Origin of the sequence: Pseudomonas sp. URMO17WK12:I12, assembly GCF_000514395.1 — a bacterium.
Taxonomy (GTDB): domain Bacteria; phylum Pseudomonadota; class Gammaproteobacteria; order Pseudomonadales; family Pseudomonadaceae; genus Aquipseudomonas; species Aquipseudomonas mucoides.
This window is the reverse complement of record NZ_AZVV01000012.1, coordinates 140,764-163,814: the sequence shown is the minus strand read 5'-3', so window position 1 is coordinate 163,814 and position 23,051 is coordinate 140,764. Positions and strand designations below refer to the sequence as shown.

The following is a 23,051-nucleotide window of genomic DNA, read 5'->3' as shown; positions in this document are numbered from 1 at the left end:
TGCCAGTCAAACTGCCCCCCCCCCCCCCCGACAAACCCGTTAAACAACAAATACCTACCACACGGTCCCAAACTCAACAGCCCCCACGCCCGGCGCAAAATATTCTCAATCCCAAAAAGCCACCCACCCAACCCATTCAACCCCCAAAACGTGGGTATAAATAAGTAACACCACGCTCCAACCGGGTGCGCAAGCCCCGCCAATCGCCCCGCCGCGGTGCGCCGGTTGCACCGAAAAAAACCTGCGCAAACGGTCAAATGCGCCTGAATTTATACAAATGCGACATTAAGGTACGTACGTGCCACTGTTTAACGCCTGTGGTCGCTCTGGATCTTGCATTGGGTACGGCCCCTGCATAAGTATCCGCAGGTCGACTCACGAGGTCGTCCTCTAATTCCAAAAATGACAACAATCATGAGGCCACCATGCTTAAACACGCGGTCATTCCGTTTTTAGTCGGCGCCAGCTTGCTAGCTAGCGCACCCTTCGCCCAAGCCGCGACTAACCTGGTGTTCTGCTCCGAAGGGAGCCCGGCCGGTTTCGATCCAGGTCAATACACCACCGGAACCGACTTCGACGCCTCTGCAGAAACCATGTTCAACCGCCTGACCCAGTTCGAGCGCGGCGGCACCGCCGTGATTCCTGGCCTGGCGACCAGCTGGGACATTTCCCCGGACGGCCTGACGTACACCTTCCACCTGCGTGACGGCGTCAAGTTCCACACCACCCCGTACTTCAAGCCGACTCGTGAGTTCAACGCCGACGACGTGCTGTTCACCTTTAATCGCATGATTAACAAGGATGACCCGTTCCGTAAGGCGTACCCGACTGAATTCCCGTACTTCACCGACATGGGGATGGACACCAACATCACCAAGATCGATAAAGTCGACGACAAAACCGTCAAGTTCACGTTGAAAGAAGTGGATGCCGCGTTCATCCAGAACATGGCCATGAGCTTCGCCTCGGTGCAGTCCGCCGAGTACGCAGCCCAGCTGCTGAAAGAAGGCAAAGCGGCAGACATCAACCAGAAGCCGGTCGGCACGGGTCCGTTCGTATTCAAGAGCTACCAGAAAGACTCCAACATCCGCTACACCGGGAACAAGGACTACTGGAAGCCTGACGACGTCAAGATCGACAACCTGATCTTCGCCATCACCACCGACCCGTCGGTGCGTATCCAGAAGCTGAAGAAGGGCGAGTGCCAGATCACTCTGTTCCCACGTCCAGCCGACTTGAAGGCGCTCAAAGAAGACAAGACCCTGAAAGTGCCTGATCAGGCCGGTTTCAACCTGGGTTACATCGCCTACAACGTGATGGACAAGATCAAGGGCAGCGACGAGCCGAACCCGATGGCCCAACTGAAAGTGCGTCAGGCACTGGACATGGCCGTCAACAAGCAGCAGATCATCGACTCGGTTTACCAGGGCGCAGGCCAACTGGCCGTCAACGCCATGCCGCCAACCCAATGGTCTTACGACACCACCATCAAAGATGCTCCGTACAACCCTGAGAAAGCCAAAGAGCTGCTCAAGGAAGCCGGCATCAAGGAAGGTACCGAGATCAACCTGTGGGCGATGCCGGTACAGCGTCCTTACAACCCGAACGCCAAACTGATGGCTGAAATGCTGCAGTCCGACTGGGCCAAGATCGGCATCAAAGCCAAGATCGTGACCTACGAGTGGGGCGAGTACATCAAGCGCTCCAAAGGCGGCGAAAACGGCGCGATGCTGATTGGCTGGAGCGGCGACAACGGTGACCCGGACAACTGGCTGAACGTGTTGTTCGGCTGCGACTCGCTGCAAGGCAACAACTTCTCCAAGTGGTGCGACAAGAAGTTCGACGGCATCGTTAAAGAAGCCAAGCGCACAACCGACCAGGCCAAGCGCACCGAACTGTACAAACAGGCGCAACACGTCCTCAAAGATGCAGTTCCAATGACACCTATCGCTCACTCGACGGTGTTCCAACCAATGCGCAACGAAGTGCGGGATTTCAAGATCAGTCCGTTTGGCTTGAACTCCTTCTACGGCGTCAGCGTCAGCAAATAAGGTTTTGCAACGGCGACGTTTTTGACGTCGCCGTTGCTTTATCTGCCGAGAAAGCAGGAAAACTCTTACATCCGTTTCCTCCGCGTACTACGGCGGTGGAGTCGGACGCGTTGCCATTTCCTACGAGTCTTTAGGACTCTACGCATTTACTGCCAGATCCACGGCTCATACCGTCGGGTTCTGACCAGCTCATGCGTGGGCTCTCGGTTATTGCTGAAAGGCATGGTTTGAAGTCAGTGATCCTCCACGTCCCAGGACGGGACGGCGGCTCATTGTCAAAACACTCGTGATTACAAGAGGGAGCGTCATGCGCCATTCCTTGGTTTTATCCGCATTACTGGGCACCGGCCTGTTGGCCGCCACATCCATCCAGGCCGCCAATAACAGCCTGGTGTTCTGCTCTGAAGGCAGCCCCGCCGGTTTCGACACGGCGCAGTACACCACTGCGACCGATAACGACGCCGCCGAGCCGCTGTACAACCGTTTGGCAGAGTTTGAAAAAGGCGCGACCAATGTCGTACCGGGCCTGGCCACTCGTTGGGATATTTCCGAAGACGGCCTCAAGTACACCTTTCACCTGCGCGAAGGGGTGAAGTTTCATACCACGCCCTACTTCACGCCGACCCGCGACTTCAATGCCGATGACGTGCTGTTCACGTTTAATCGCATGCTCGACCCGCAACACCCTTTCCGTAAGGCTTATCCGACCGAGTTCCCGTATTTCAACGGGATGAGCCTGAACAAGAACATCGCCAAGGTCGAAAAGACCGGGCCGCTGACCGTGGTCATGACGCTCAACAGCGTCGACGCCGCGTTCATCCAGAACATCGCCATGAGCTTCGCCGCCATCCTGTCCGCCGAATACGCCGACAAGTTGCTGGCCGTTGGCAAACCGAGCGACATCAACCAGAAGCCGATCGGCACTGGCCCGTTTGTGTTCAAGAGTTACCAGAAAGACTCCAACATCCGTTACACCGGCAACAAGCAGTACTGGGACCCGAGCCGGGTCAAGCTCGACAACCTGATTTTCGCCATCAACACCGACGCCTCGGTGCGGGTGCAGAAACTCAAGGCCAACGAGTGCCAGATCACCCTGCACCCTCGCCCTGCCGACGTGACCGCGCTGAAGCACGACGAAAAACTCAAGCTCATCGAGAAGCCAGGTTTCAACCTCGGTTACATCGCCTACAACGTTCGGCACAAGCCTTTCGACCAGCTCGAAGTGCGACAGGCGCTGGACATGGCGGTGAACAAGCAAAGCATTCTCAACGCCGTCTACCAGGGTGCCGGGCAGTTGGCCGTCAATGCCATGCCGCCGACCCAATGGTCGTACGACGAAACGATCAAAGACGCCGCCTACAACCCGGAAAAAGCCAGGGAATTGCTCAAGGCTGCCGGCGTGAAGGAAGGCACTGAAATCACCCTGTGGGCGATGCCCGTTCAACGCCCTTACAACCCGAACGCCAAGTTGATGGCCGAAATGCTCCAGGCTGACTGGGCAAAAATCGGCCTCAAAGTGAAGATCGTCAGCTATGAATGGGGCGAGTACATCAAGCGCACCAAGAATGGCGAGCACGACATCAGCCTGATCGGCTGGACCGGGGACAATGGGGACCCGGACAACTGGCTCGGCACGCTTTACAGCTGCGACGCCATTGGCGGCAACAACTACTCCATGTGGTGTGATCCGGCTTACGACAAGCTGGTCAAGCAGGCCAAGGTCGTCACCGACCGCGACCAACGCACCATCCTGTACAAACAGGCGCAGCAGTACCTCAAACAGCAGGTGCCGATCACGCCAGTCGCCCACTCGACGGTTAACCAGCCGTTAAGCGCCAAAGTCGAAGGGTTCAAAGTCAGCCCCTTCGGCCGCAACGTGTTCTCGGGCGTCAGTATCGACCAATAACCGATTAGCCAGAACGCTGGGGGCGTATTACGCCCTCACGCAAGCGTATTGCCGTAATTCGTCAATCCGGCCTGCAGCAAACGTTTGCGATGCCTTGAATGTGTTCTAAACCAATAGCCGGATCACCAATAAGACCGGCATTAAAAAAAAGAAAGTAAGGAGCTTCACCCATGAAACTGAGCAGCACCGCGTTATTGGCCTTGGCCATCAGCAGCGTAACCGCCTCGGCGTACGCAGAAACCCAGAGCCAGGCATTCACCCCGGTGACGGTTAACACCAAAAGTGCACAAGCTGATGCAACTGGCTTCGTCGAAGGTCAATCCATCTCCGGCACCACGCGCAACTGGTACGCCAACGAACAACTGAAACGTGGCGGCAAGTTCACTTACCGCAAAGACGGTGTCGCCACCCCGACTGATCGTCGTATCAACTGGGTTCAAGGCACCATCGTCAAGTACAACTCCGGTTTCACCGAAGGCACTGTAGGTTTCAGCACCGAAGTGGCCGCCTACAACGCTGTTGCTCTGGAGCGCGATCGCGAGAACCTGGCCTCCAACAACGGTGGCGCACCGGGCTCCCGCCCAGGCGCGGGCAACAACCGTACCCTGACCAAAGAAGGCGGCGACGCTCAAGGTCAGTGGAGCAAGCTGGGCCTGGCCAACGTCAAGGCTCGCATCTCCAACACCACCCTGACCGCCGGCCGCATGAACTTCAGCAGCCCGCAGGTCGATGTGATCGGCAACCGTGCCCTGCCTTCGAGCTTCCAGGGCGTCGCGGTCCACAGCGAAGAGCTGAACAACCTGGCTTTCGACCTGGGGACCTTTGACCGCGTTTCGCCGCGTACCGAAGAAAGCCTGAGCAAGTTCCGCTCCGAATACCAAAACATTACTGCTGAGACCGATCACGTTAATACGGCAGGCCTCACCTATACCCCTTTCGCCAGCCTGACCACCAGCCTGTGGGCGACCCAGGCCGAAGACTTCTGGAACCAGTACTACTTCGGCGCCAGCCACGTGTTGGGTGACAGTTCGGTACTGAGCCTGACCACCGGCCTGAACTACTACAAGACCGTCGATGAAGGTAAGAGACTGCTGGGCGAAATCGACAACCAGGCCGGCTCCCTGTCGTTTGGCCTGACTCACCAGGCTCACACCCTGACCTTCTCGTACCAGGAAATTAACGGTAACGAGTACTTCGACTACCTGCACGAAACCAACGGCATCTACCTGGCCAACTCCCTGCTGTCGGACTTCAACGGCCCGAACGAGAAATCCTTCCAGATCGCCTACGGCCTGAACATGGCTGAATACGGCGTGCCAGGTCTGAAGTTCAACATCTACCAGGCGCGTGGCTGGGGCATCGACGGTACTCACTACACCGGTACCGCCTATGACGTGAAAAACATGGACGGCGAAACCCACTACGAATACGGCATCGGTTCGACGTACGCCATTCAGAGCGGCCCACTCAAGGCCACCACTGTTCGCGCGACCTACACCGCTCACCGCGCCAGTGAAAACCAGGGCGATGGCAGCATCAACGAGTTCCGTCTCGTGACCACCATTCCGTTCAACATCCTGTAATGCACCTGCCTATCAGCTGATTCAGTGACGAATCAGCTGTTAGGCATTAGTCCTTTAACTGATTGCAGAGGGTTCTTGATGAAAATGCTTCCCCTACGTGCGGCCATCGCTGCCGCGTTGCTGAGTGTCGCTGTTGGCGTCGCTGCCACACCCCTGGTGGTCTGCACCGAAGCCAGTCCGGAAGGCTTCGATATGGTCCAGTACACGACTGCAGTCACAGCCGACGCCGTGGCTGAAACCATCTTCAACCGTCTGGCGGACTTCAAGCCGGGCACCACTGAAGTGATTCCGGCACTGGCCGATTCCTGGGACATCAGCGAAGACGGTCTGAGCTACACGTTCCACCTGCGCAAAGGCGTCAAGTTTCACACCACCGATTACTTCAAGCCGACGCGCGACATGAACGCCGACGACGTGGTCTGGAGTTTCCAGCGTCAGCTGGACCCGAACCACCCATGGCACAAACTGTCGAGCGTGGGCTTCCCGTACTTTGAAAGCATGGGCTTCAAGGAACTGCTCAAAAGCGTCGAGAAAGTCGACGACAACACGGTCAAGTTCACCCTGACCCGTCGTGAAGCGCCGTTCCTGGCCGACATCGCCATGGCCTTCTCCTCGATCTACTCCGCCGAATACGCCGACCAGTTGCTCAAGGCGAACAAGGCCGGCGACTTGAACAACAAGCCAATTGGCACCGGTCCATTCGTGTTCCAGCGCTACAACAAGGACGCTCAGGTTCGCTTCAAGGCCAACCCGGAGTACTTCCGTGGCAAGCCACCGGCTGACGCGTTGATTCTGGCAATTGCCACCGACAACAACGTGCGCCTGCAAAAGCTCAAGGCCAACGAGTGCCAGATCGCGCTGTATCCGAAACCGGATGACATCCCGAGCATCAAGAAAGACACCAACCTCAAGGTTGATGAGATGAACGCGATGACCGTTTCGTACATCGCCATGAACACCTCGCACAAATACATGAGCGATGTGCGCGTGCGCAAAGCCATCGACATCGCGTTCGACAAGGCGGCCTATGTCAACGCGCTGTTCGGCAAAGGCAATGCGACTGTCGCGGTCAACCCGTACCCGGACACTCTGCTGGGCTACAACCACAAGCTGACCAACCCGCCGCGAGACTTGGACAAGGCCCGCGCCTTGCTCAAGGAAGCAGGCGTACCGGAAGGCACAACGTTTACACTGTTCACCCGTAACGGCGGCGGGCCGACCAACCCGAACCCGATGCTGGGCGCGCAGATGATGCAGGCTGACCTGGCCAAGGTCGGCATCAAGATCGACATTCGCGTCATGGAATGGGGCGAAATGCTCAAACGTGCGAAAAACGGCGAGCACGACATGGTTTCCGCCGGATGGGCGGGTGATAACGGCGATCCGGATAACTTCCTGACGCCTATGCTGAGTTGCGAAGCAGCCAAGAACGGCGAAAACTACGCGCGCTGGTGCAACGAGAAATTCCAGACGCTGATCGATGAAGCCCGAGCTAAAGTGAACCCGACGGAACGTGCGGCGCTCTACGAGCAAGCCCAGGAGGTTTTCAATCAGGACCAGCCATGGATCAGCATGGCGCACACCCGTATGTTTACTGCAATGCGCAACAACGTAGAGGGCTATCACATTAGCCCGCTTACCACGAATAACTTCGCCACCACCCAGGTGAAGTAAATAAGAAAACTCCCGGTGTCCCTGACTCCAGGGACACCAGGCACGCCTAACCGGCTGATGAGGTACACCACAAGATGTTTAGTTTTATTGCCCGCCGATTGGGGTTATTGATCCCCACGTTCTTCGGCATCACCTTGCTGACTTTCGCGTTGATTCGCATGATTCCAGGCGACCCCGTGGAAGTAATGATGGGCGAACGCCGAGTCGACCCCGAAATGCATGCTCAGGCAATGGAACGCCTTGGTCTGAACAAACCGCTGTATGCCCAATACCTGGACTACGTCGGCAAACTGGCTCACGGCGACCTCGGCGAATCGCTGCGTACCCGTGAAAGCGTGTGGAGCGAGTTCACCTCTCTATTCCCAGCGACCCTGGAACTGTCCATGGCCGCCCTGCTGTTCGCCGGCATCCTGGGCCTCCTGGCCGGGGTGATCGCGGCACTCAAGCGAGGATCCCTGTTCGACCATGGGGTGATGGGCATCTCCCTGGCGGGATATTCGATGCCGATCTTCTGGTGGGGCCTGATCCTGATCATGTTCTTCTCGGTGAGCCTGGGCTGGACCCCGGTGTCCGGGCGGATCGACTTGCTCTATGACATCGAGCCGCGCACCGGCTTCATGCTCATCGACACGCTGCTGGCCGATGACGTCGGTGCGTTCTTCGATGCCCTGCATCACCTGATCCTGCCGGCCATCGTGCTGGGTACCATCCCGCTGGCCGTTATTGCGCGGATGACCCGTTCTTCGATGCTCGAAGTACTGCGTGAAGACTACATCCGTACCGCCCGCGCCAAAGGCCTGTCGCCTTCTCGCGTGGTGTTCGTGCACGGCCTGCGCAACGCGCTGATTCCGGTCCTGACCGTGGTCGGCCTGCAAGTCGGCACGTTGCTGGCCGGTGCGGTCCTGACCGAAACCATCTTCTCGTGGCCCGGCATCGGTAAATGGCTGATCGAAGCCATTGGCGCCCGAGACTATCCAGTCGTGCAAAACGGCATCCTGTTAATCGCCTGCCTGGTGATTCTGGTCAACTTCGTGGTGGACATCCTCTACGGCTTTGCCAACCCACGCATCCGTCACCAGCGCTGAGATCATGACCATGACCACTCCAGCTACAACGCCAAATCAAGCGGTAACAGTCGATCAAAGCCTGTTGTATCCGTCCCCGTACAAAGAATTCTGGCACGCGTTTTCCCGCAACAAGGGCGCCGTCGCCGGCCTGATGTTCATGATCCTGGTGATTTTCTGCGCGATCTTCGCGCCGTGGGTTGCCCCGCATAACCCGAGCGAGCAATACCGTGACTTCCTGCTGACCCCGCCAGCCTGGCTGGAAGGTGGGCAGATCCAGTTCCTGCTCGGCACCGATGAACTGGGTCGCGACCTGCTGTCGCGCCTGATCACCGGTTCGCGTCTGTCGTTGATGATCGGTTTGTCGTCGGTGGTGATGTCGCTGATTCCGGGGATCCTGCTGGGTCTGTTCGCCGGTTTCTTCCCGCGCTTGCTCGGCCCGACCATCATGCGTCTGATGGACATCATGCTGGCCCTGCCGTCCCTGCTGCTGGCCGTGGCGATTGTCGCCATCCTCGGCCCTGGCCTGATCAACACCGTGATCGCCATCGCCGTGGTGTCCCTGCCGTCCTATGTTCGTCTGACCCGCGCTGCGGTGATGGGCGAACTGAACCGCGACTACGTGACCGCTGCGCGCCTGGCCGGTGCCACGCTGCCCCGCCTGATGTTCATCACCGTGCTGCCTAACTGCATGGCGCCGCTGATCGTTCAGGCGACCTTGAGCTTCTCCTCGGCGATTCTCGATGCCGCCGCACTGGGCTTCCTCGGCCTTGGCGTACAACCGCCAACCCCTGAGTGGGGCACCATGCTGGCTTCGGCTCGCGACTACATCGAACGCGCCTGGTGGGTAGTCAGCCTGCCTGGCTTGACCATTTTGCTCAGCGTGCTGGCAATCAACTTGATGGGCGACGGCCTGCGCGATGCGCTGGACCCGAAACTCAAGAACGCCGCCTGAGGAGATTCAAATGTCACTGTTAGAAATCAAGAATCTCAACGTTCGTTTCGGCGACAAGAACGCCGTTCCGGTGGTCGACGGGCTCGACATCACCGTGGAAAAAGGCGAAGTCCTGGCCATCGTTGGCGAGTCGGGTTCGGGTAAATCCGTGACCATGATGGCGCTGATGGGCCTGATCGAGCATCCAGGGATCGTCACTGCCGACGCCCTGAATTTCGACGGCAAGAACATGCTCAAGCTCAGCAACCGTCAGCGTCGACAAATCGTCGGCAAAGACCTGGCCATGGTCTTCCAGGACCCGATGACCGCGCTGAACCCGAGCTACACCGTCGGTTTCCAGATCGAGGAAGTGCTGCGCCTGCACCTGAAAATGTCCGGCAAGCAAGCGCGCAAGCGTGCCATCGAACTATTGGAAAAAGTGGAAATCCCGGGCGCTGCCAGTCGTATGGACGCCTACCCGCACCAACTGTCCGGCGGTATGAGCCAGCGTGTTGCGATCGCCATGGCGATTGCCGGCGAACCGAAACTGCTGATCGCTGACGAACCGACCACGGCACTCGACGTCACGATTCAGGCGCAGATCATGGACCTGCTGCTGGCGTTGCAGAAAGAGCAGAACATGGGCCTGGTGCTGATCACTCACGACCTCGCGGTCGTGGCTGAAACCGCCCAGCGTGTGTGCGTGATGTACGCCGGCCAGGCGGTTGAGGTCGGTCAGGTGCCGCAGCTGTTCGACATTCCGGCGCACCCGTACAGCGAAGCGTTGCTCAAGGCGATTCCGGAACACAGCCTCGGCGCTACACGCCTGTCGACCCTGCCGGGCATCGTTCCCGGGCGCTACGACCGTCCGCAGGGTTGCCTGCTGTCGCCGCGTTGCCCGTATGTGCAAGACAGCTGCCGCGCCACGCGCCCGGCCCTGGACCCGAAAAGCCACAGCCTCGCCCGCTGCTTCTACCCGCTTAATCAGGAGGTGGCGTAATGGCCGTCGTACTTACCGCCCGCGACCTGACCCGTCACTACGAAGTGTCCCGCGGCCTGTTCAAGGGCCATGCGACCGTGCGCGCCCTCAACGGCGTGTCGTTTGAACTGCACGCCGGCAAGACCCTCGCCGTGGTTGGTGAATCGGGCTGCGGCAAATCCACCCTGGCCCGTGCGTTGACACTGATCGAAGAGCCGTCCTCCGGCTCCTTGAAAATCGCCGGCCAGGAAGTCGCCGGTGCCGACAAGGCCCAGCGCAAGCAACTGCGCAAAGACGTGCAGATGGTGTTCCAGAGCCCGTACGCCTCGCTCAACCCACGGCAGAAAGTCGGTGACCAGCTCGGCGAACCGCTGCTGATCAACACCAACCTGTCGGCGGCCGAACGTCGCGAAAAAGTCCAGGCCATGATGAAGCAGGTGGGCTTGCGTCCCGAGCACTACCAGCGTTATCCGCACATGTTCTCCGGCGGTCAGCGCCAGCGGATCGCCTTGGCCCGCGCGATGATGCTGCAGCCTAAAGTGCTGGTAGCGGACGAACCGACCTCGGCGCTGGACGTGTCGATTCAGGCGCAGGTGCTGAACCTGTTCATGGATTTGCAGCAAGAGTTCAACACCGCCTACGTGTTCATCTCCCACAACCTGGCCGTGGTGCAACACGTTGCCGATGACGTGATGGTGATGTACCTCGGTCGCCCGGTGGAAATGGGTCCGAAGAACGACATCTACGAGCGTCCGCTGCACCCTTACACCCAGGCGCTGTTGTCGGCCACACCGACCATTCACCCGGACCCGAACAAGCCGAAAATCAAGATCGTCGGCGAGTTGCCTAACCCGTTGAACCCGCCATCGGGTTGCGCTTTCCACAAGCGCTGCCCATACGCCACCGAGCGCTGCAGCACCGAAGAGCCAGCCCTGCGCACTCTCGATAACCGCCAGGTGGCTTGCCACTACGCCGAGCAATTCCTCGACGGCGCGGCATAAAAATGTGGGAGCAGTTTTGCTCCCACAGCAATACCGGACCTCTTCTATAACGACTGCGCATCAGTTGGAGTAGAAGGGGTTTTCTTTTGCCTGCCGTTTAAGACTGGCTGTCGCCTTCATCCTCGTCGGTGTCGGGCTCTTCAGTGGTCGAGTCGTCATCGCCCTCACTACCGCCCTGATCTTTGTCCCCAGCCTCGGAGTCAGATTTGGCAATCATCATCCCGGCATGTATCACCTGCCCGCTCGACACCTGTTCGCCATGCTCCGGGCACTCCGCCCACGCCGCCGACATGCCCACGGACAACATCACTAAAACCTTAAGCAACAGCACAATACGTTGAACAATGCTCATAGCCGAATCCATCCTTTTTGGGGTGAAGCTTGGGTGCCTGACTGGCGCTGAATGAAATCTAGTTCCGATCAGTGTGGTTCACCAGACAGGACGCTAACGACGGGCTGGAAATGCCCGTGATCGGCAGATTGGTTTTGAATAACAGTTATCTCGAATCGTTATTGCTCGCCCCCACAAGGGGATTTGCGTCAGGCAATAAAAAACCCCGCTGCTTTCGCAACGGGGTTCTGTGGGTTTCGACTCAGCGCTTAGTGATGCTCGCGCGTCGCACGGAATTTCACGTCCGGCCAGCGCTCTTCCATCAGTGCCAGGTTGACCCGGGTCGGGGCCAGGTAGGTCAGGTGACCACCGCCGTCGATCGCGAGGTTTTCCACCGCCTTGTTGGAGAATTCCTCAAGCTTCTTCTTGTCGCTGCAATCGATCCAGCGCGCGGAATAAACGGTGATCGGCTCGTAAGAGCACTCAACCTTGTATTCCTCTTTCAAGCGGCTGGCGACCACATCGAACTGCAGCACACCGACGGCGCCGAGGATGATGTCGTTGCTGCGCTCGGGGAAGAACACCTGGGTCGCGCCCTCTTCCGCCAACTGCTGCAAGCCTTGACGCAGCTGCTTGGATTTCAACGGATCACGCAGGCGTACGCGACGGAACAGTTCCGGGGCGAAGTGCGGGATACCGGTGAAGCCCAGGGTTTCGCCTTCGGTGAAGGTGTCGCCGATCTGGATGGTGCCGTGGTTGTGCAAACCGATGATGTCGCCGGCAAACGCTTCTTCCAGCTGCTCACGCTCGGAGGAGAAGAAGGTCAGCGCGTCACCGATCCGCACATCCTTGCCGGTGCGTACGTGGCGCATCTTCATGCCTTTTTCGTACTTGCCGGAGCAAATGCGCATGAAGGCGATACGGTCGCGGTGTTTCGGGTCCATGTTCGCCTGGATCTTGAACACGAAACCGGTGAACTTCTCTTCAACCGGCTCGACGGTGCGCTCGTTGGCGACACGGGCCAATGGCTTCGGCGCCCAGTTGACCACGGCGTCGAGCACGTGATCGACACCGAAGTTGCCCAGTGCAGTACCGAAGAACACCGGCGTCAGTTGGCCGTCGAGGAATTCCTGCTGGTTGAACTCGTGGCAGGCGCCCTGCACCAGCTCCAGCTGATCGACGAAGCGATCGTACTCGTCGCCCAAATGCGCGCGCGCTTCATCGGAATCGAGCTTCTCGATGATTTTCACATCGGTACGCTCGTGGCCGTGACCGGCGGTGTACACGATGATGTAGTCGTCGGCGAGGTGATACACGCCCTTGAAATCGCGGTAGCAACCGATCGGCCAGGTGATCGGCGCGGCCTTGATCTTCAGGACCGCTTCGATCTCATCGAGCAGTTCAATCGGGTCGCGGATGTCACGGTCGAGTTTGTTGATGAAGCTGACGATCGGCGTGTCACGCAGACGGCAAACGTCCATCAGCGCGATGGTCCGTGGCTCTACACCCTTACCGCCGTCGAGAACCATCAAGGCCGAGTCCACCGCCGTCAGGGTGCGGTAGGTGTCTTCGGAGAAGTCTTCGTGGCCCGGGGTGTCGAGCAGGTTGATCATGTGGTCGCGATACGGGAACTGCATGACCGACGTGGTAATGGAAATACCCCGTTGTTTTTCCATTTCCATCCAGTCGGAGGTGGCATGGCGGTCGGACTTGCGAGACTTCACCGTGCCCGCAATCGCAATCGCCTTGCCCATCAGCAAGAGCTTCTCGGTAATGGTGGTTTTACCGGCATCGGGGTGGGAAATAATGGCGAAAGTGCGGCGTTTCGCGACTTCGGCGGCCTGTTTGGTCATGGGAAATCGCCTGGCAGGTGATTCAAAAAAGGGCGGCGAGTATAGCTTAAAAAGTAACCTATGGACCACCGTTCACCTGTAGCCGCTGCCGAGCCCGCGAGGCTGCGTCCGGCGGCGCAGCCGTCGTAAAACCGGACGCTGCGGTGGATCAGACACACCGCGACAGGTGAATCGACGACGACTTCGTCGCCAGACGCAGCCTCGCGGGCTCGGCAGCGGCTACAGGGGTAATACAAGATGCGGGGTGGCTAATTGCTGCTAAATATGGAACCTTTTAAAAGGTGGAGGCGTCCACTCCCCTGTTACAGCTCTCGTAGCAGGGTTCGAAAAACCTGCAAGTTAGCCTGACGAGGCTGCGCTTATGGCTCGATCTCATGCGGTTCCATCAGCATGAAGAGCTGCTTCTCGCGAACGTTGATGACCCGGCAGCCAGCAATGGCATTGCCACTCGGGACTGCGTTCGCCGACAAAAGAAAAAAGGAGTCCGCCTGTGGCTATTCGCTATGGCAAAGGGCTGATAGGAGGTGCGGTTGTCGTCGCCCTTCTGGCCCTGCTGGTCCATTGGATTGGCATCAACACGATCGAACATTACCGCGACGATTTGTTGTTTTACCTGCAAGCTCATCTGATTCTCGTCCTTGTTTCCATGCTGGCCGCCCTCGTTGTGGGCATTCCCGCCGGTATCTTCCTCAGCCGTCCGTCCATGGTGGACCGAGCTGAGCGCTTCATGCAGCTCTTCAACATCGGCAATACCGTGCCGCCGCTCGCCGTACTGGCCATCGCCCTGGGGATTCTGGGCATCGGCAGCGGCCCCGCGATCTTCGCCCTGTTCCTCGCCTCGCTGTTGCCGATTGTGCGCAACACTTATGAAGGCCTGAAAAACGTTCAAGGTTCACTGAAAGAAGCCGCTGTCGGCATCGGCATGACCCCGACCCAAGTGCTGTGGCGGGTCGAACTGCCAAACGCCGTGCCGATCATCGTTGGTGGCGTTCGCGTGGCCCTGGCGATCAACGTCGGGACGGCTCCGCTGGCGTTCCTGATCGGCGCCAACAGCCTGGGCAGCCTGATTTTCCCCGGCATCGCCCTGAACAATCAGCCGCAACTGCTGCTCGGCGCGGCCTGCACCGCCCTGCTGGCCTTGCTGCTCGACGGTCTGGTGACACTCGCCAGCCGCCTCTGGCTCGAACGCGGCCTACGCCCGTCTTAAGCCTCGGCAAAGGAATCAATATGAAAAAAGTATGCTTATTTCTAGGCTGCGCCCTGCTGTTCGCAGGATTTGCCCACGCCGCTGAAAAACCGGTCATCCGCATCGGCGCCCGGGTGTTCACCGAACAAACCCTGCTCGCGGAAATCACCTCCCAATACCTGCGCACCAAGGGTTACGACACCCAGGTGACCGGCGGCCTGGGCAGCAACCTCGCTCGCAGCGCCCACGAAAGTGGCCAGCTGGATTTGATGTGGGAATACACCGGCGTGTCGCTGGTGGCTTACAACCACATCACGGAAAAACTCGACAGCGCCCAGTCCTACGCCAAGGTGAAAGAACTCGACGTGAAAAAAGGCCTCGTCTGGCTGACCCCGTCGAAATTCAGCAACACCTATGCCCTGGCCCTGCCGGAAACCACCGCGAAGGCTTACCCGCAGATCAACACCATCAGCGAGCTGAACACGGTGCTGCAAGCTGAGCAAAAGGACAATCATCTGGTCGCGCTGGACACCGAGTTCGCCAACCGTTCCGACGGGCTGAACGGCATGGTCGACCTCTACGGCATGAACCTGACGCGCAAAAACATCCGGCAGATGGATGCTGGTTTGGTCTACACCGCCCTGCGCAATGGCCAGGTATTTGCCGGTCTGGTCTACACCACCGACGGTCGTCTTAACGCCTTCAAGCTGAAACTGCTCGAAGACGACAAGCACTACTTCCCGGACTACACCGCCGCGCCGGTGGTACGTCAGGTGTACCTCGACGCCCATCCGAAACTCGCCGAAGAACTCAAGCCGCTGGCTGAACTGTTCGACGACGAAACCATGCGCCAGCTCAACGCGCGGGTCGATGTCGATCACGAAAGCCCGTCATCCGTTGCCGCCGATTTCCTGCGCCAACATCCCATCAAATAAGGAGGAAAAGACATGGAATTTCTGAACGCCTTTTCCCATCTCGACTGGCCATTGGTGCTGCACCTGACCTGGCAGCACATCACCCTGGTCGGCATCGCCGTGACCCTGGCGATTCTGGTCGGCGTGCCGCTGGGCATTCTGATGACGCGCTTTCCGACGCTCGCCGGCCCGCTGCAAGCCAGTGCCACGGTGCTGCTGACCGTGCCGTCGATTGCGCTGTTCGGCCTGCTGCTGCCGTTTTACTCCAAATTCGGCCAGGGCCTCGGTCCGATGCCGGCGATCACGGCCGTGTTTCTGTACTCGCTGCTGCCGATCATGCGTAACACCTACTTGGCGCTGACCGGCGTCGAACCGGGCATTCGCGAAGCCGCCCGCGGCATCGGCATGACCTTCGGCCAGCGCCTGCGCATGGTCGAACTGCCCATCGCAGTGCCGGTGATCCTCGCCGGCGTACGCACTGCCGTGGTCATGAACATCGGTGTCATGACCATCGCCGCGACCATCGGCGCCGGTGGCCTCGGTGTACTCATTCTCGCTTCCATCAGCCGCAGCGACATGTCGATGCTGATCGTCGGCGCCGTGCTGGTCAGTCTCCTGGCCATCTTCGCCGACCTGCTTCTGCAATGGCTGCAACGCACGCTGACTCCAAAAGGACTGCTCAAATGATCGAACTTCAAAACCTCAGCAAGACCTTCCAAAGCAACGGCAAAGATGTGAAAGCCGTGGACTCGGTAAGCCTGACCGTCAATGAAGGCGAGATCTGTGTGTTCCTCGGACCATCGGGCTGCGGCAAAAGCACCACGCTGAAGATGATCAACCGCTTGATCAAGCCGACCTCGGGCAAGATCCTGATCAACGGCGAAGACACCACCGACCTCGACGCAGTGACCCTGCGCCGCAACATCGGTTATGTGATCCAGCAGATTGGTTTGTTCCCGAACATGACCATCGAGGAAAACATCACCATCGTTCCGCGCCTGCTGGGCTGGGACAAACAGAAATGCCACGACCGTGCCCGCGAGTTGATGAGCATGATCAAGCTGGAACCCAAGCAATACCTGAATCGCTATCCGCGCGAGTTGTCCGGCGGTCAGCAGCAGCGGATCGGTGTGATTCGGGCACTGGCGGCGGATGCGCCATTGTTGCTGATGGACGAACCCTTCGGCGCGGTCGACCCGATCAACCGCGAGATGATCCAGAACGAGTTCTTCGAGATGCAGCGCGCGCTGAACAAGACCGTGATCATGGTCAGCCACGACATCGACGAAGCCATCAAGCTGGGCGACAAGATTGCAATTTTCCGCGCCGGCAAACTCCTGCAGATCGATCACCCGGACACGCTGCTGGCGCACCCGGCGGATGATTTCGTCAGCAACTTCGTCGGCCAGGACAGCACGCTCAAGCGTCTGTTGCTGGTGAAAGCCGAGGACGCGGCGGACAACGCGCCGTCGGTGAGCCCGGAAACACCGGTGGCTGAAGCGCTGGAGTTGATGGATGAACTCGACCGTCGCTATGTCGTGGTCACCTGCGCCGATAACAAGGCTCTGGGCTACGTGCGTCGTCGCGATCTGCACCGTCAAACCGGGACTTGCGCGCAGTACTTGCGTGAGTTCAACGCCACGGCGGCGTTTGACGAGCATTTGCGCATCCTGCTGTCGCGCATGTACGAGTTCAACCGCTCGTGGTTGCCAGTGATGGATGCGGAGCGGGTGTTCCTGGGTGAAGTGACTCAGGAATCGATTGCCGAGTACTTGAGCTCAGGCAAGTCCCGTGGGGGCAAGACCAGCATTGTTTCGCCGGCCGAGACTGCTGTCGCCTGATCTGACGCCTCGCGGGCAAGCCCGCTCCCACGGGGTTCTTGGCGTACACAAGATTTGTGTACGACAGAAATCACTGTGGGAGCGGGCTTGTCCGCGATTGGGGGCACCACAAATACCCGCTGAATCCCCTCAAATATCCCTCCACAGGGAACATCACACTGTCATGCAGGTCGGTTACATCAGTAGCTATCCAGGACCGCACGACGGAAGCGTGCAAAAACGCGACATTTTTTGTTGATCTCAAGCCCCTCACGCCCTAAAGTTCGCGCCGAACGTCCATGCTGGAAACGATCCATCCGGCTCAAGTACTGACGACGAGACAGCAAGGCCAAGGGAACGCACCGCTTCCCATGGCCTTTTTGCTTTCGGCGACATGCCTTGGGAAGTAGGCGAACCAAAGTGGGGATACGGAGGACGTTCAGGAGGGTGTGTCATCAATGAGTTCACGAGTGCGCCGGAGTCTGCTTTTGCGCAGGGCAAGGCGCGAGGACCGAAGTTTGGTTGTTCCAAATAAGGGACGAGTAACGCAGCCCTGCGCAAAAGCAGGCCCGGCCCTTCGGGTTGTGCCTGAGCGCGCGCCATGCTGCGTTGCAGGCCTTGCGAAGGGAATGACCATTAGCGGCGGCCTGCGCCTTGCCTGGCACGCGCTCAGGCGACAACGCACTCGCGAACTCATTGATGACACACCCTCGCACCCATTGATTAATCTAGTTTGCCAGTAGGAGTTCCCAGCATGTCGATCAACGTCGAAGACTATTTCGCGCGCGATACCTTCAACAAAATGAAGGCCTTCGCCGACAAACAAGAAACCCCGTTCGTGGTGATCGACACCGCGATGATCAGCCAGGCCTATGACGACCTGCGCGCCGGTTTCGAATTCGCCAAGGTCTACTACGCCGTCAAGGCCAACCCGGCCGTCGAAATCATCGACCTGCTCAAAGAAAAAGGTTCGAACTTCGACATCGCGTCGATCTACGAGCTCGACAAAGTGATGAACCAGGGCGTTGGCCCGGATCGCATCAGCTACGGCAACACCATCAAGAAATCCAAGGACATTCGCTACTTCTACGAGAAGGGCGTGCGTCTGTATGCCACCGACTCCGAAGCCGACCTGCGCAACATCGCCAAGGCTGCACCGGGTTCGAAAGTCTACGTGCGCATCCTCACCGAAGGCTCGACCACGGCTGACTGGCCTTTGTCGCGCAAATTCGGCTGCCAGACCGACATGGCCATGGACCTGCTGATCCTCGCCCGTGACCTGGGCCTGGTGCCGTACGGCATCTCGTTCCACGTCGGCTCGCAACAGCGCGACATCAGCGTCTGGGACGCGGCGATCGCCAAGGTCAAAGTGATCTTCGAACGCCTGAAGGAAGAAGACGGCATTCACCTCAAGCTGATCAACATGGGCGGTGGCTTCCCGGCCAACTACATCACCCGCACCAACAGCCTGGAAACCTACGCTGAAGAAATCATCCGTTTCCTCAAGGAAGACTTCGGTGATGACCTGCCGGAAATTATCCTCGAGCCGGGCCGTTCGCTGATCGCCAACGCCGGCATCCTGGTCAGCGAAGTGGTACTGGTCGCGCGTAAATCCCGCACGGCGGTAGAACGCTGGGTGTACACGGATGTGGGCAAGTTCTCCGGCCTGATCGAAACCATGGACGAAGCCATCAAGTTCCCGATCTGGACCGAGAAGAAAGGCGAGATGGAAGAAGTGGTCATCGCCGGCCCGACCTGCGACAGCGCCGACATCATGTACGAAAACTACAAGTACGGTTTGCCGCTGAACCTGGCCATCGGTGATCGTTTGTACTGGTTGTCGACCGGTGCGTACACCACCAGTTACAGCGCCGTTGAATTCAATGGCTTTCCGCCGCTGAAGTCGTTTTACGTCTAATTAGTAAAGACCCACAAAAAAACCCGTGACTCTTCACGGGTTTTTTTATTTCTGCGCAAACTAAAACATACCATTTCCAACACCATAAATAGTTACAGACCAAATAATCACAGACCATTTAATTGAAGTTATGCTGCACGCTCACCCATTTGAAAAGGATTTCAAACATGCAGCTTAATCAACCAATACTATTCGATACCGCCCCCAACAACAAAAGTGACGCCTTTAATGCATCTCCGCCGATTGTGACCAAAGGGGATATCACACGAATTAAAAAATACATTTCCGAAGCAAAGAAACTTCCGGTCGACATCGACGATATTAAAAAGCTGTTGAAAAGCGAAAACACCGGCATTGCAGGACTGGAGCCTTATGATATTGCAAATACCTATGCAAAAATCGTCACCAATGCCAATCGCTGGAACGACATCGAACTGTCGATGAAACGAGTCGGCGGGAGCCTCCAGGCATTCTCCGAAGACCTGCGGCATTTCGGAGAGGACATTATCACGACCATTAAAACAATGCCCGGCTACATAAATTACATTGGCACAATCGAAAGTATGACCGATGAGGAAATTGCCAAACTTCCCGAGCTTAAAATTGGACGAGATGAGACAAACAGATTTCCGTCCATCAAAGAATCTCTCCATTTCATTGCCAGTTCCATCGAACAAAAAAAAACCAGTAGCACTGACATCCAACTCCGCCTGAAACATTTCAAAACCGAGCTGACGGATGTGGTTGCGGTGTTGATTGGAGAAAAGCTGAAGCAGGCCGGCAACCACGAATTGAATGCCGAGATCACTCGACTCAATGCTGAGATTGATGAGGCTCAGCGTCTGGTCGATGAAAAAACCAGGGAAAATGAGCCCAACTTCTTCGAGTACTTTATGGCTTTTACCGATCCGCTTGGCTCCCAGTATCTAAAAGTCAAAGCAATGATGCGGGACGCCCGTGTAGCGCCATTGATCCGACGTCGGGATGAACTCACCGAGCAAGTCCGCAAGAAAAACGTTCTGACGGGCACCTTATTGATCCTTCACAACCGTTTGCAAAGCGTCGACTCTTACATCATCGGAGCTACGGAGAGTACCGCCCTACTGGAAACCCTGTGGATCACAATTTCGGAATTCATCGACTCTTCAAAAAACAAAATTGATGGCATTCATGAATTCCTCACGCTCAGAACTTTTGTTTCGAGCCTGGACACCGTACTCAACAACTGGAAAAAAATCGAATCCAACGCCAAAACACTCACCCAAGCATTCGACTGACACTAAAGCCGACCTAAATCATTATAAATAAGGATATTTATGACAACGCCATCGTATATTGCGCCAGCTATGTCGCTTATTCGCGACAGCCGAGAAACCATTCGTTACCAAGCCATTATCGGCTCTGCTGACTTGTATATTGAATCACTGCGAAATGAACTGATACAGCTGAATGCCAAAATCACTGCTACGGACCTGGCCGCGTCCAAAACATTAACTTCTGCGATTATCAGCCTTGAAACCACGGCGCTCAATGAGACGCTGGAAGCGCTGGACATACTGTCAGCAGGCGAAAAAAACCCGCCCACCAGAATCGCCATTGAGTCCTATACCGAAATAGCCAGAAAGTTAATCTCCCTGTGCACTGACAAGCTGGATGAGGTTCAAGCAGAACTTAGCCACGCCATCTACAGTGTCAGGTACTCCTCCATCAGTAATAACCGGTTCAGGATTGCCGAACTGGTGGAAGCTCGCGAAGTGCTGGCTGCAGAACTGGAAAAAGAAAAACCCCCTGTGGATTCGCTTCTCGAAGATGAAAGGGTCTTGAATGAAGCAATCCGCCTGTTTGAAAGCCTCAGCTTCATTGACCGCCTGAAACCTCTTTTTGAGCAATTGACCGGGATGATCGGTAATCGACCTGAAACACCTCAAGCCGCTGCATTGAAGGCCGGTCTGGTGGTGGCGAACAAGTTTCTTGATGAGGCAAACGAACTGATCAAATACCAGGGTTTGATTAAAGCTCGAACTACGCTTCGTGTTCGTCTAAAAGATCGGCAAGGTCGCCTGGACTCGCTAGTCACCCAAATGAGCGACAACGACAAGAAAGTCAAACAGCTGACCGATACGACAAAGGTGATCGAACCCCGCAATACATATGCGGATGAAACGAGCAACATTGTCGAAGCGTTGAGGCTGTTTCTTGAGGCTATCACCGAGGATGCCCAGAGCGATGTCGTCAAAAAGGGCCGGAAGCTGATAGCGCAAGCCAAGCCTTTCAAGCGCTACCTGGAAAACCTTAAAGGCCAGTGGCTGCGCGGTTAACCCATTGGCTGAGCGAGTTGGGACGCTCGTTGGTGATATTCCTGAGCCATCGCTCGAATCCTGGGGTGTAGGGCGTTGCTCAGCGCCTCCCCACTCACCCGCAAAAAGTTCTGGTTACCGGCGGCCAATGCCCGACGTAGCCAGGACAACGATTCGTCAACATGCCCGTCATCGGCCAGCAGGGCCGCATAACTGAACTGCCCCCGAAAATCTCCGCCTTCGGCAGATCGTCGATACCAGATTCGCGCCGCGAGTGTATCGGCGATGCATGCCTCGCCGTCTTCCAGATAGCGCCCCAACAGGTTCATGGATTTGGCGTGGCCCAACTCGGCGGCTCGGCGATACAACGCCAATGCTTGCGCCTGATCTTCGGCGACGCCGCGCCCAGTCGCCAGCAGATTGGCGTAGTTGTACATCGCCCAATCCAGCCCGGCTTCGGCAGCGATTCGGTAATGCCGCGCGGCAACCGAGGCATCCGCCGCGCGCCCCCAGCCGTGTTCGTGACAACGGCCAAGCATGTTGCGCGCCATCAGGTGCCCGCCACGGGCGGCGATTTCGAACCAGCGCAATGCCAACGGCTGATCCTGCGCGATGCCGTTGCCGTCCAGCAGGATTTGCCCGAGCAGCGCCTGAGCATCGAGTACGCCTTCGCGAGCCGCGATCAAAATTGCCTGGGCCGCGCGCGCCGGACTTTGCGCCAGCATGGCCTTGAGCGAATCACCGTTGAGAACTTCCTCCCTGCGCAGTTGATAAGTCATACCTCGACCCAACGACGCAACAGGTTGTGATACGTGCCGGTGAGGCGGATCAGCGAGGGGTGATCGGGCATGTCCTGGGTCAGCTGCTGGATCGCGCCGTCCATCTCGAACAGCAAGGCGCGCTGACTGTCTTCGCGCACCAGGCTTTGCGTCCAGAAAAAAGAGGCGTAACGCGTGCCACGGGTGACCGCGTTGACCTTGTGCAGACTGGTACCAGGATACAAAACCATATCGCCGGCGGGCAGCTTCACCCGTTGCGTGCCGAAGGTGTCCTGGATTTCCAGCTCACCGCCGTCGTAGTCCTCAGGCTCGCTGAAAAACAGCGTTGCCGACAGATCAGTGCGCACGCGCTCGATGCTGTTTTTGGGCTGGCGCACCGCGTTATCGATATGGAAATCGAAACTGCCGCCGGCCGTGTAACAGTTCAGTAACGGAGGAAAAACCTTGTGCGGTAACGCCGCTGACATAAACAGCGGATTTTTCCACAGCCGTTCCAACATCGCCGCGCCGACTTCCATGGCCAGCGGATGGCCTTCAGGCAGCTGCAAATTGTGCTTGGCCTTGGCCGACTGATAGCCGGCGGTGATCTTGCCGTCCGCCCAATCGGCCTGGGCCAGAGCCTCGCGGATGCGCTGCACTTCTTCTTTCGCGAACAAGCCGGGAATGTGCAGCAGCATGGCAAAGGCACCTGGGACCAAAGGGGTGCTAATGGTATTGATTCTTATTGCCCATGTAAAACCTTAACGACGGACGAAACAGCA

The 23,051-nt window shown here is 57.6% G+C and carries 19 protein-coding genes; 15 read left to right on the top strand and 4 right to left on the bottom strand.

The window, feature by feature from the left end:
- The first annotated feature begins 425 nt into the window (after positions 1-425).
- From D882_RS0117950 to D882_RS0117915, 8 genes are all read left to right on the top strand, one after another.
- On the top strand, positions 426-2,051 hold the full coding sequence (locus tag D882_RS0117950) for an ABC transporter substrate-binding protein (protein ID WP_027924498.1): 1,626 nt from the start codon (positions 426-428) through the stop codon (positions 2,049-2,051).
- 307 nt (positions 2,052-2,358) lie between these two features.
- The gene (locus D882_RS0117945; RefSeq protein WP_027924497.1) at positions 2,359-3,957 is read left to right on the top strand and encodes an ABC transporter substrate-binding protein; all 1,599 of its coding nucleotides are present in this window, start codon (positions 2,359-2,361) and stop codon (positions 3,955-3,957) included.
- A gap of 170 nt (positions 3,958-4,127) precedes the next feature.
- Complete coding sequence (locus D882_RS0117940) at positions 4,128-5,540, top strand: OprD family porin (protein ID WP_027924496.1); 1,413 nt, start codon at positions 4,128-4,130, stop codon at positions 5,538-5,540.
- A 78-nt stretch (positions 5,541-5,618) separates the two neighbouring features.
- Positions 5,619-7,214 carry an ABC transporter substrate-binding protein gene (locus tag D882_RS0117935; protein ID WP_027924495.1) on the top strand — a complete coding sequence of 532 codons (1,596 nt, stop codon included), beginning with the start codon at positions 5,619-5,621 and terminating at the stop codon, positions 7,212-7,214.
- 74 nt (positions 7,215-7,288) lie between these two features.
- Positions 7,289-8,299 (top strand): ABC transporter permease subunit, encoded by a 1,011-nt coding sequence (locus D882_RS0117930; RefSeq protein ID WP_027924494.1) that lies wholly within the window; start codon positions 7,289-7,291, stop codon positions 8,297-8,299.
- Positions 8,300-8,309: 10 nt separating this feature from the next.
- The gene (locus D882_RS0117925) at positions 8,310-9,233 is read left to right on the top strand and encodes an ABC transporter permease subunit (protein ID WP_027924493.1); all 924 of its coding nucleotides are present in this window, start codon (positions 8,310-8,312) and stop codon (positions 9,231-9,233) included.
- A gap of 10 nt (positions 9,234-9,243) precedes the next feature.
- Entirely contained in the window at positions 9,244-10,212 is a 969-nt protein-coding gene (locus D882_RS0117920) for an ABC transporter ATP-binding protein (protein WP_027924492.1), read from the top strand.
- Positions 10,212-11,192 carry a peptide ABC transporter ATP-binding protein gene (locus D882_RS0117915; protein ID WP_027924491.1) on the top strand — a complete coding sequence of 327 codons (981 nt, stop codon included), beginning with the start codon at positions 10,212-10,214 and terminating at the stop codon, positions 11,190-11,192. The genes D882_RS0117920 and D882_RS0117915 overlap by 1 nt, the downstream gene beginning before the upstream one ends.
- Before the next feature lie 97 nt (positions 11,193-11,289).
- Here D882_RS0117915 and D882_RS0117910 read toward each other — a convergent pair whose 3' ends face one another.
- Both D882_RS0117910 and D882_RS0117905 read right to left on the bottom strand, forming a co-directional pair.
- Positions 11,290-11,544, bottom strand: coding sequence for a hypothetical protein (locus tag D882_RS0117910; RefSeq protein WP_027924490.1), 255 nt, complete (start codon positions 11,542-11,544; stop codon positions 11,290-11,292).
- Positions 11,545-11,792: 248 nt separating this feature from the next.
- A complete protein-coding gene (locus D882_RS0117905; RefSeq protein WP_027924489.1) occupies positions 11,793-13,376 on the bottom strand; it encodes a peptide chain release factor 3 in 1,584 nt (527 codons plus the stop codon).
- A 490-nt stretch (positions 13,377-13,866) separates the two neighbouring features.
- Between D882_RS0117905 and D882_RS0117900 the strand changes: the two genes are divergently transcribed.
- The 7 genes from D882_RS0117900 (at position 13,867) to D882_RS0117870 (ending at position 21,532) form a co-directional block, all read left to right on the top strand.
- Complete coding sequence (locus tag D882_RS0117900; RefSeq protein WP_027924488.1) at positions 13,867-14,583, top strand: ABC transporter permease; 717 nt, start codon at positions 13,867-13,869, stop codon at positions 14,581-14,583.
- A gap of 20 nt (positions 14,584-14,603) precedes the next feature.
- Positions 14,604-15,497: a glycine betaine ABC transporter substrate-binding protein gene (locus D882_RS0117895; RefSeq protein WP_027924487.1), complete on the top strand. Its 894-nt coding sequence runs from the start codon at positions 14,604-14,606 to the stop codon at positions 15,495-15,497.
- A 12-nt stretch (positions 15,498-15,509) separates the two neighbouring features.
- Positions 15,510-16,163 (top strand): ABC transporter permease, encoded by a 654-nt coding sequence (locus tag D882_RS0117890; protein ID WP_007942812.1) that lies wholly within the window; start codon positions 15,510-15,512, stop codon positions 16,161-16,163.
- Positions 16,160-17,317, top strand: coding sequence for a betaine/proline/choline family ABC transporter ATP-binding protein (locus D882_RS0117885; RefSeq protein WP_008148962.1), 1,158 nt, complete (start codon positions 16,160-16,162; stop codon positions 17,315-17,317). Before D882_RS0117890 ends, D882_RS0117885 begins: the two co-directional genes overlap by 4 nt.
- Before the next feature lie 733 nt (positions 17,318-18,050).
- Complete coding sequence (locus D882_RS0117880; protein ID WP_027924486.1) at positions 18,051-19,214, top strand: type III PLP-dependent enzyme; 1,164 nt, start codon at positions 18,051-18,053, stop codon at positions 19,212-19,214.
- Between the two features lie 167 nt (positions 19,215-19,381).
- Positions 19,382-20,491 (top strand): alpha-xenorhabdolysin family binary toxin subunit A, encoded by a 1,110-nt coding sequence (locus tag D882_RS0117875; RefSeq protein ID WP_027924485.1) that lies wholly within the window; start codon positions 19,382-19,384, stop codon positions 20,489-20,491.
- A 39-nt stretch (positions 20,492-20,530) separates the two neighbouring features.
- A complete protein-coding gene (locus D882_RS0117870; RefSeq protein ID WP_155953737.1) occupies positions 20,531-21,532 on the top strand; it encodes an alpha-xenorhabdolysin family binary toxin subunit B in 1,002 nt (333 codons plus the stop codon).
- Here D882_RS0117870 and D882_RS0117865 read toward each other — a convergent pair.
- Positions 21,529-22,290, bottom strand: a complete 762-nt coding sequence (locus D882_RS0117865; protein ID WP_027924483.1) for a tetratricopeptide repeat protein — start codon at positions 22,288-22,290, stop codon at positions 21,529-21,531. The two genes, D882_RS0117870 and D882_RS0117865, sit on opposite strands and share 4 nt — an antisense overlap.
- Positions 22,287-22,967 carry a Fe2+-dependent dioxygenase gene (locus tag D882_RS0117860; protein ID WP_027924482.1) on the bottom strand — a complete coding sequence of 227 codons (681 nt, stop codon included), beginning with the start codon at positions 22,965-22,967 and terminating at the stop codon, positions 22,287-22,289. Before D882_RS0117860 ends, D882_RS0117865 begins: the two co-directional genes overlap by 4 nt.
- Between the last annotated feature and the right edge of the window lie 84 nt (positions 22,968-23,051).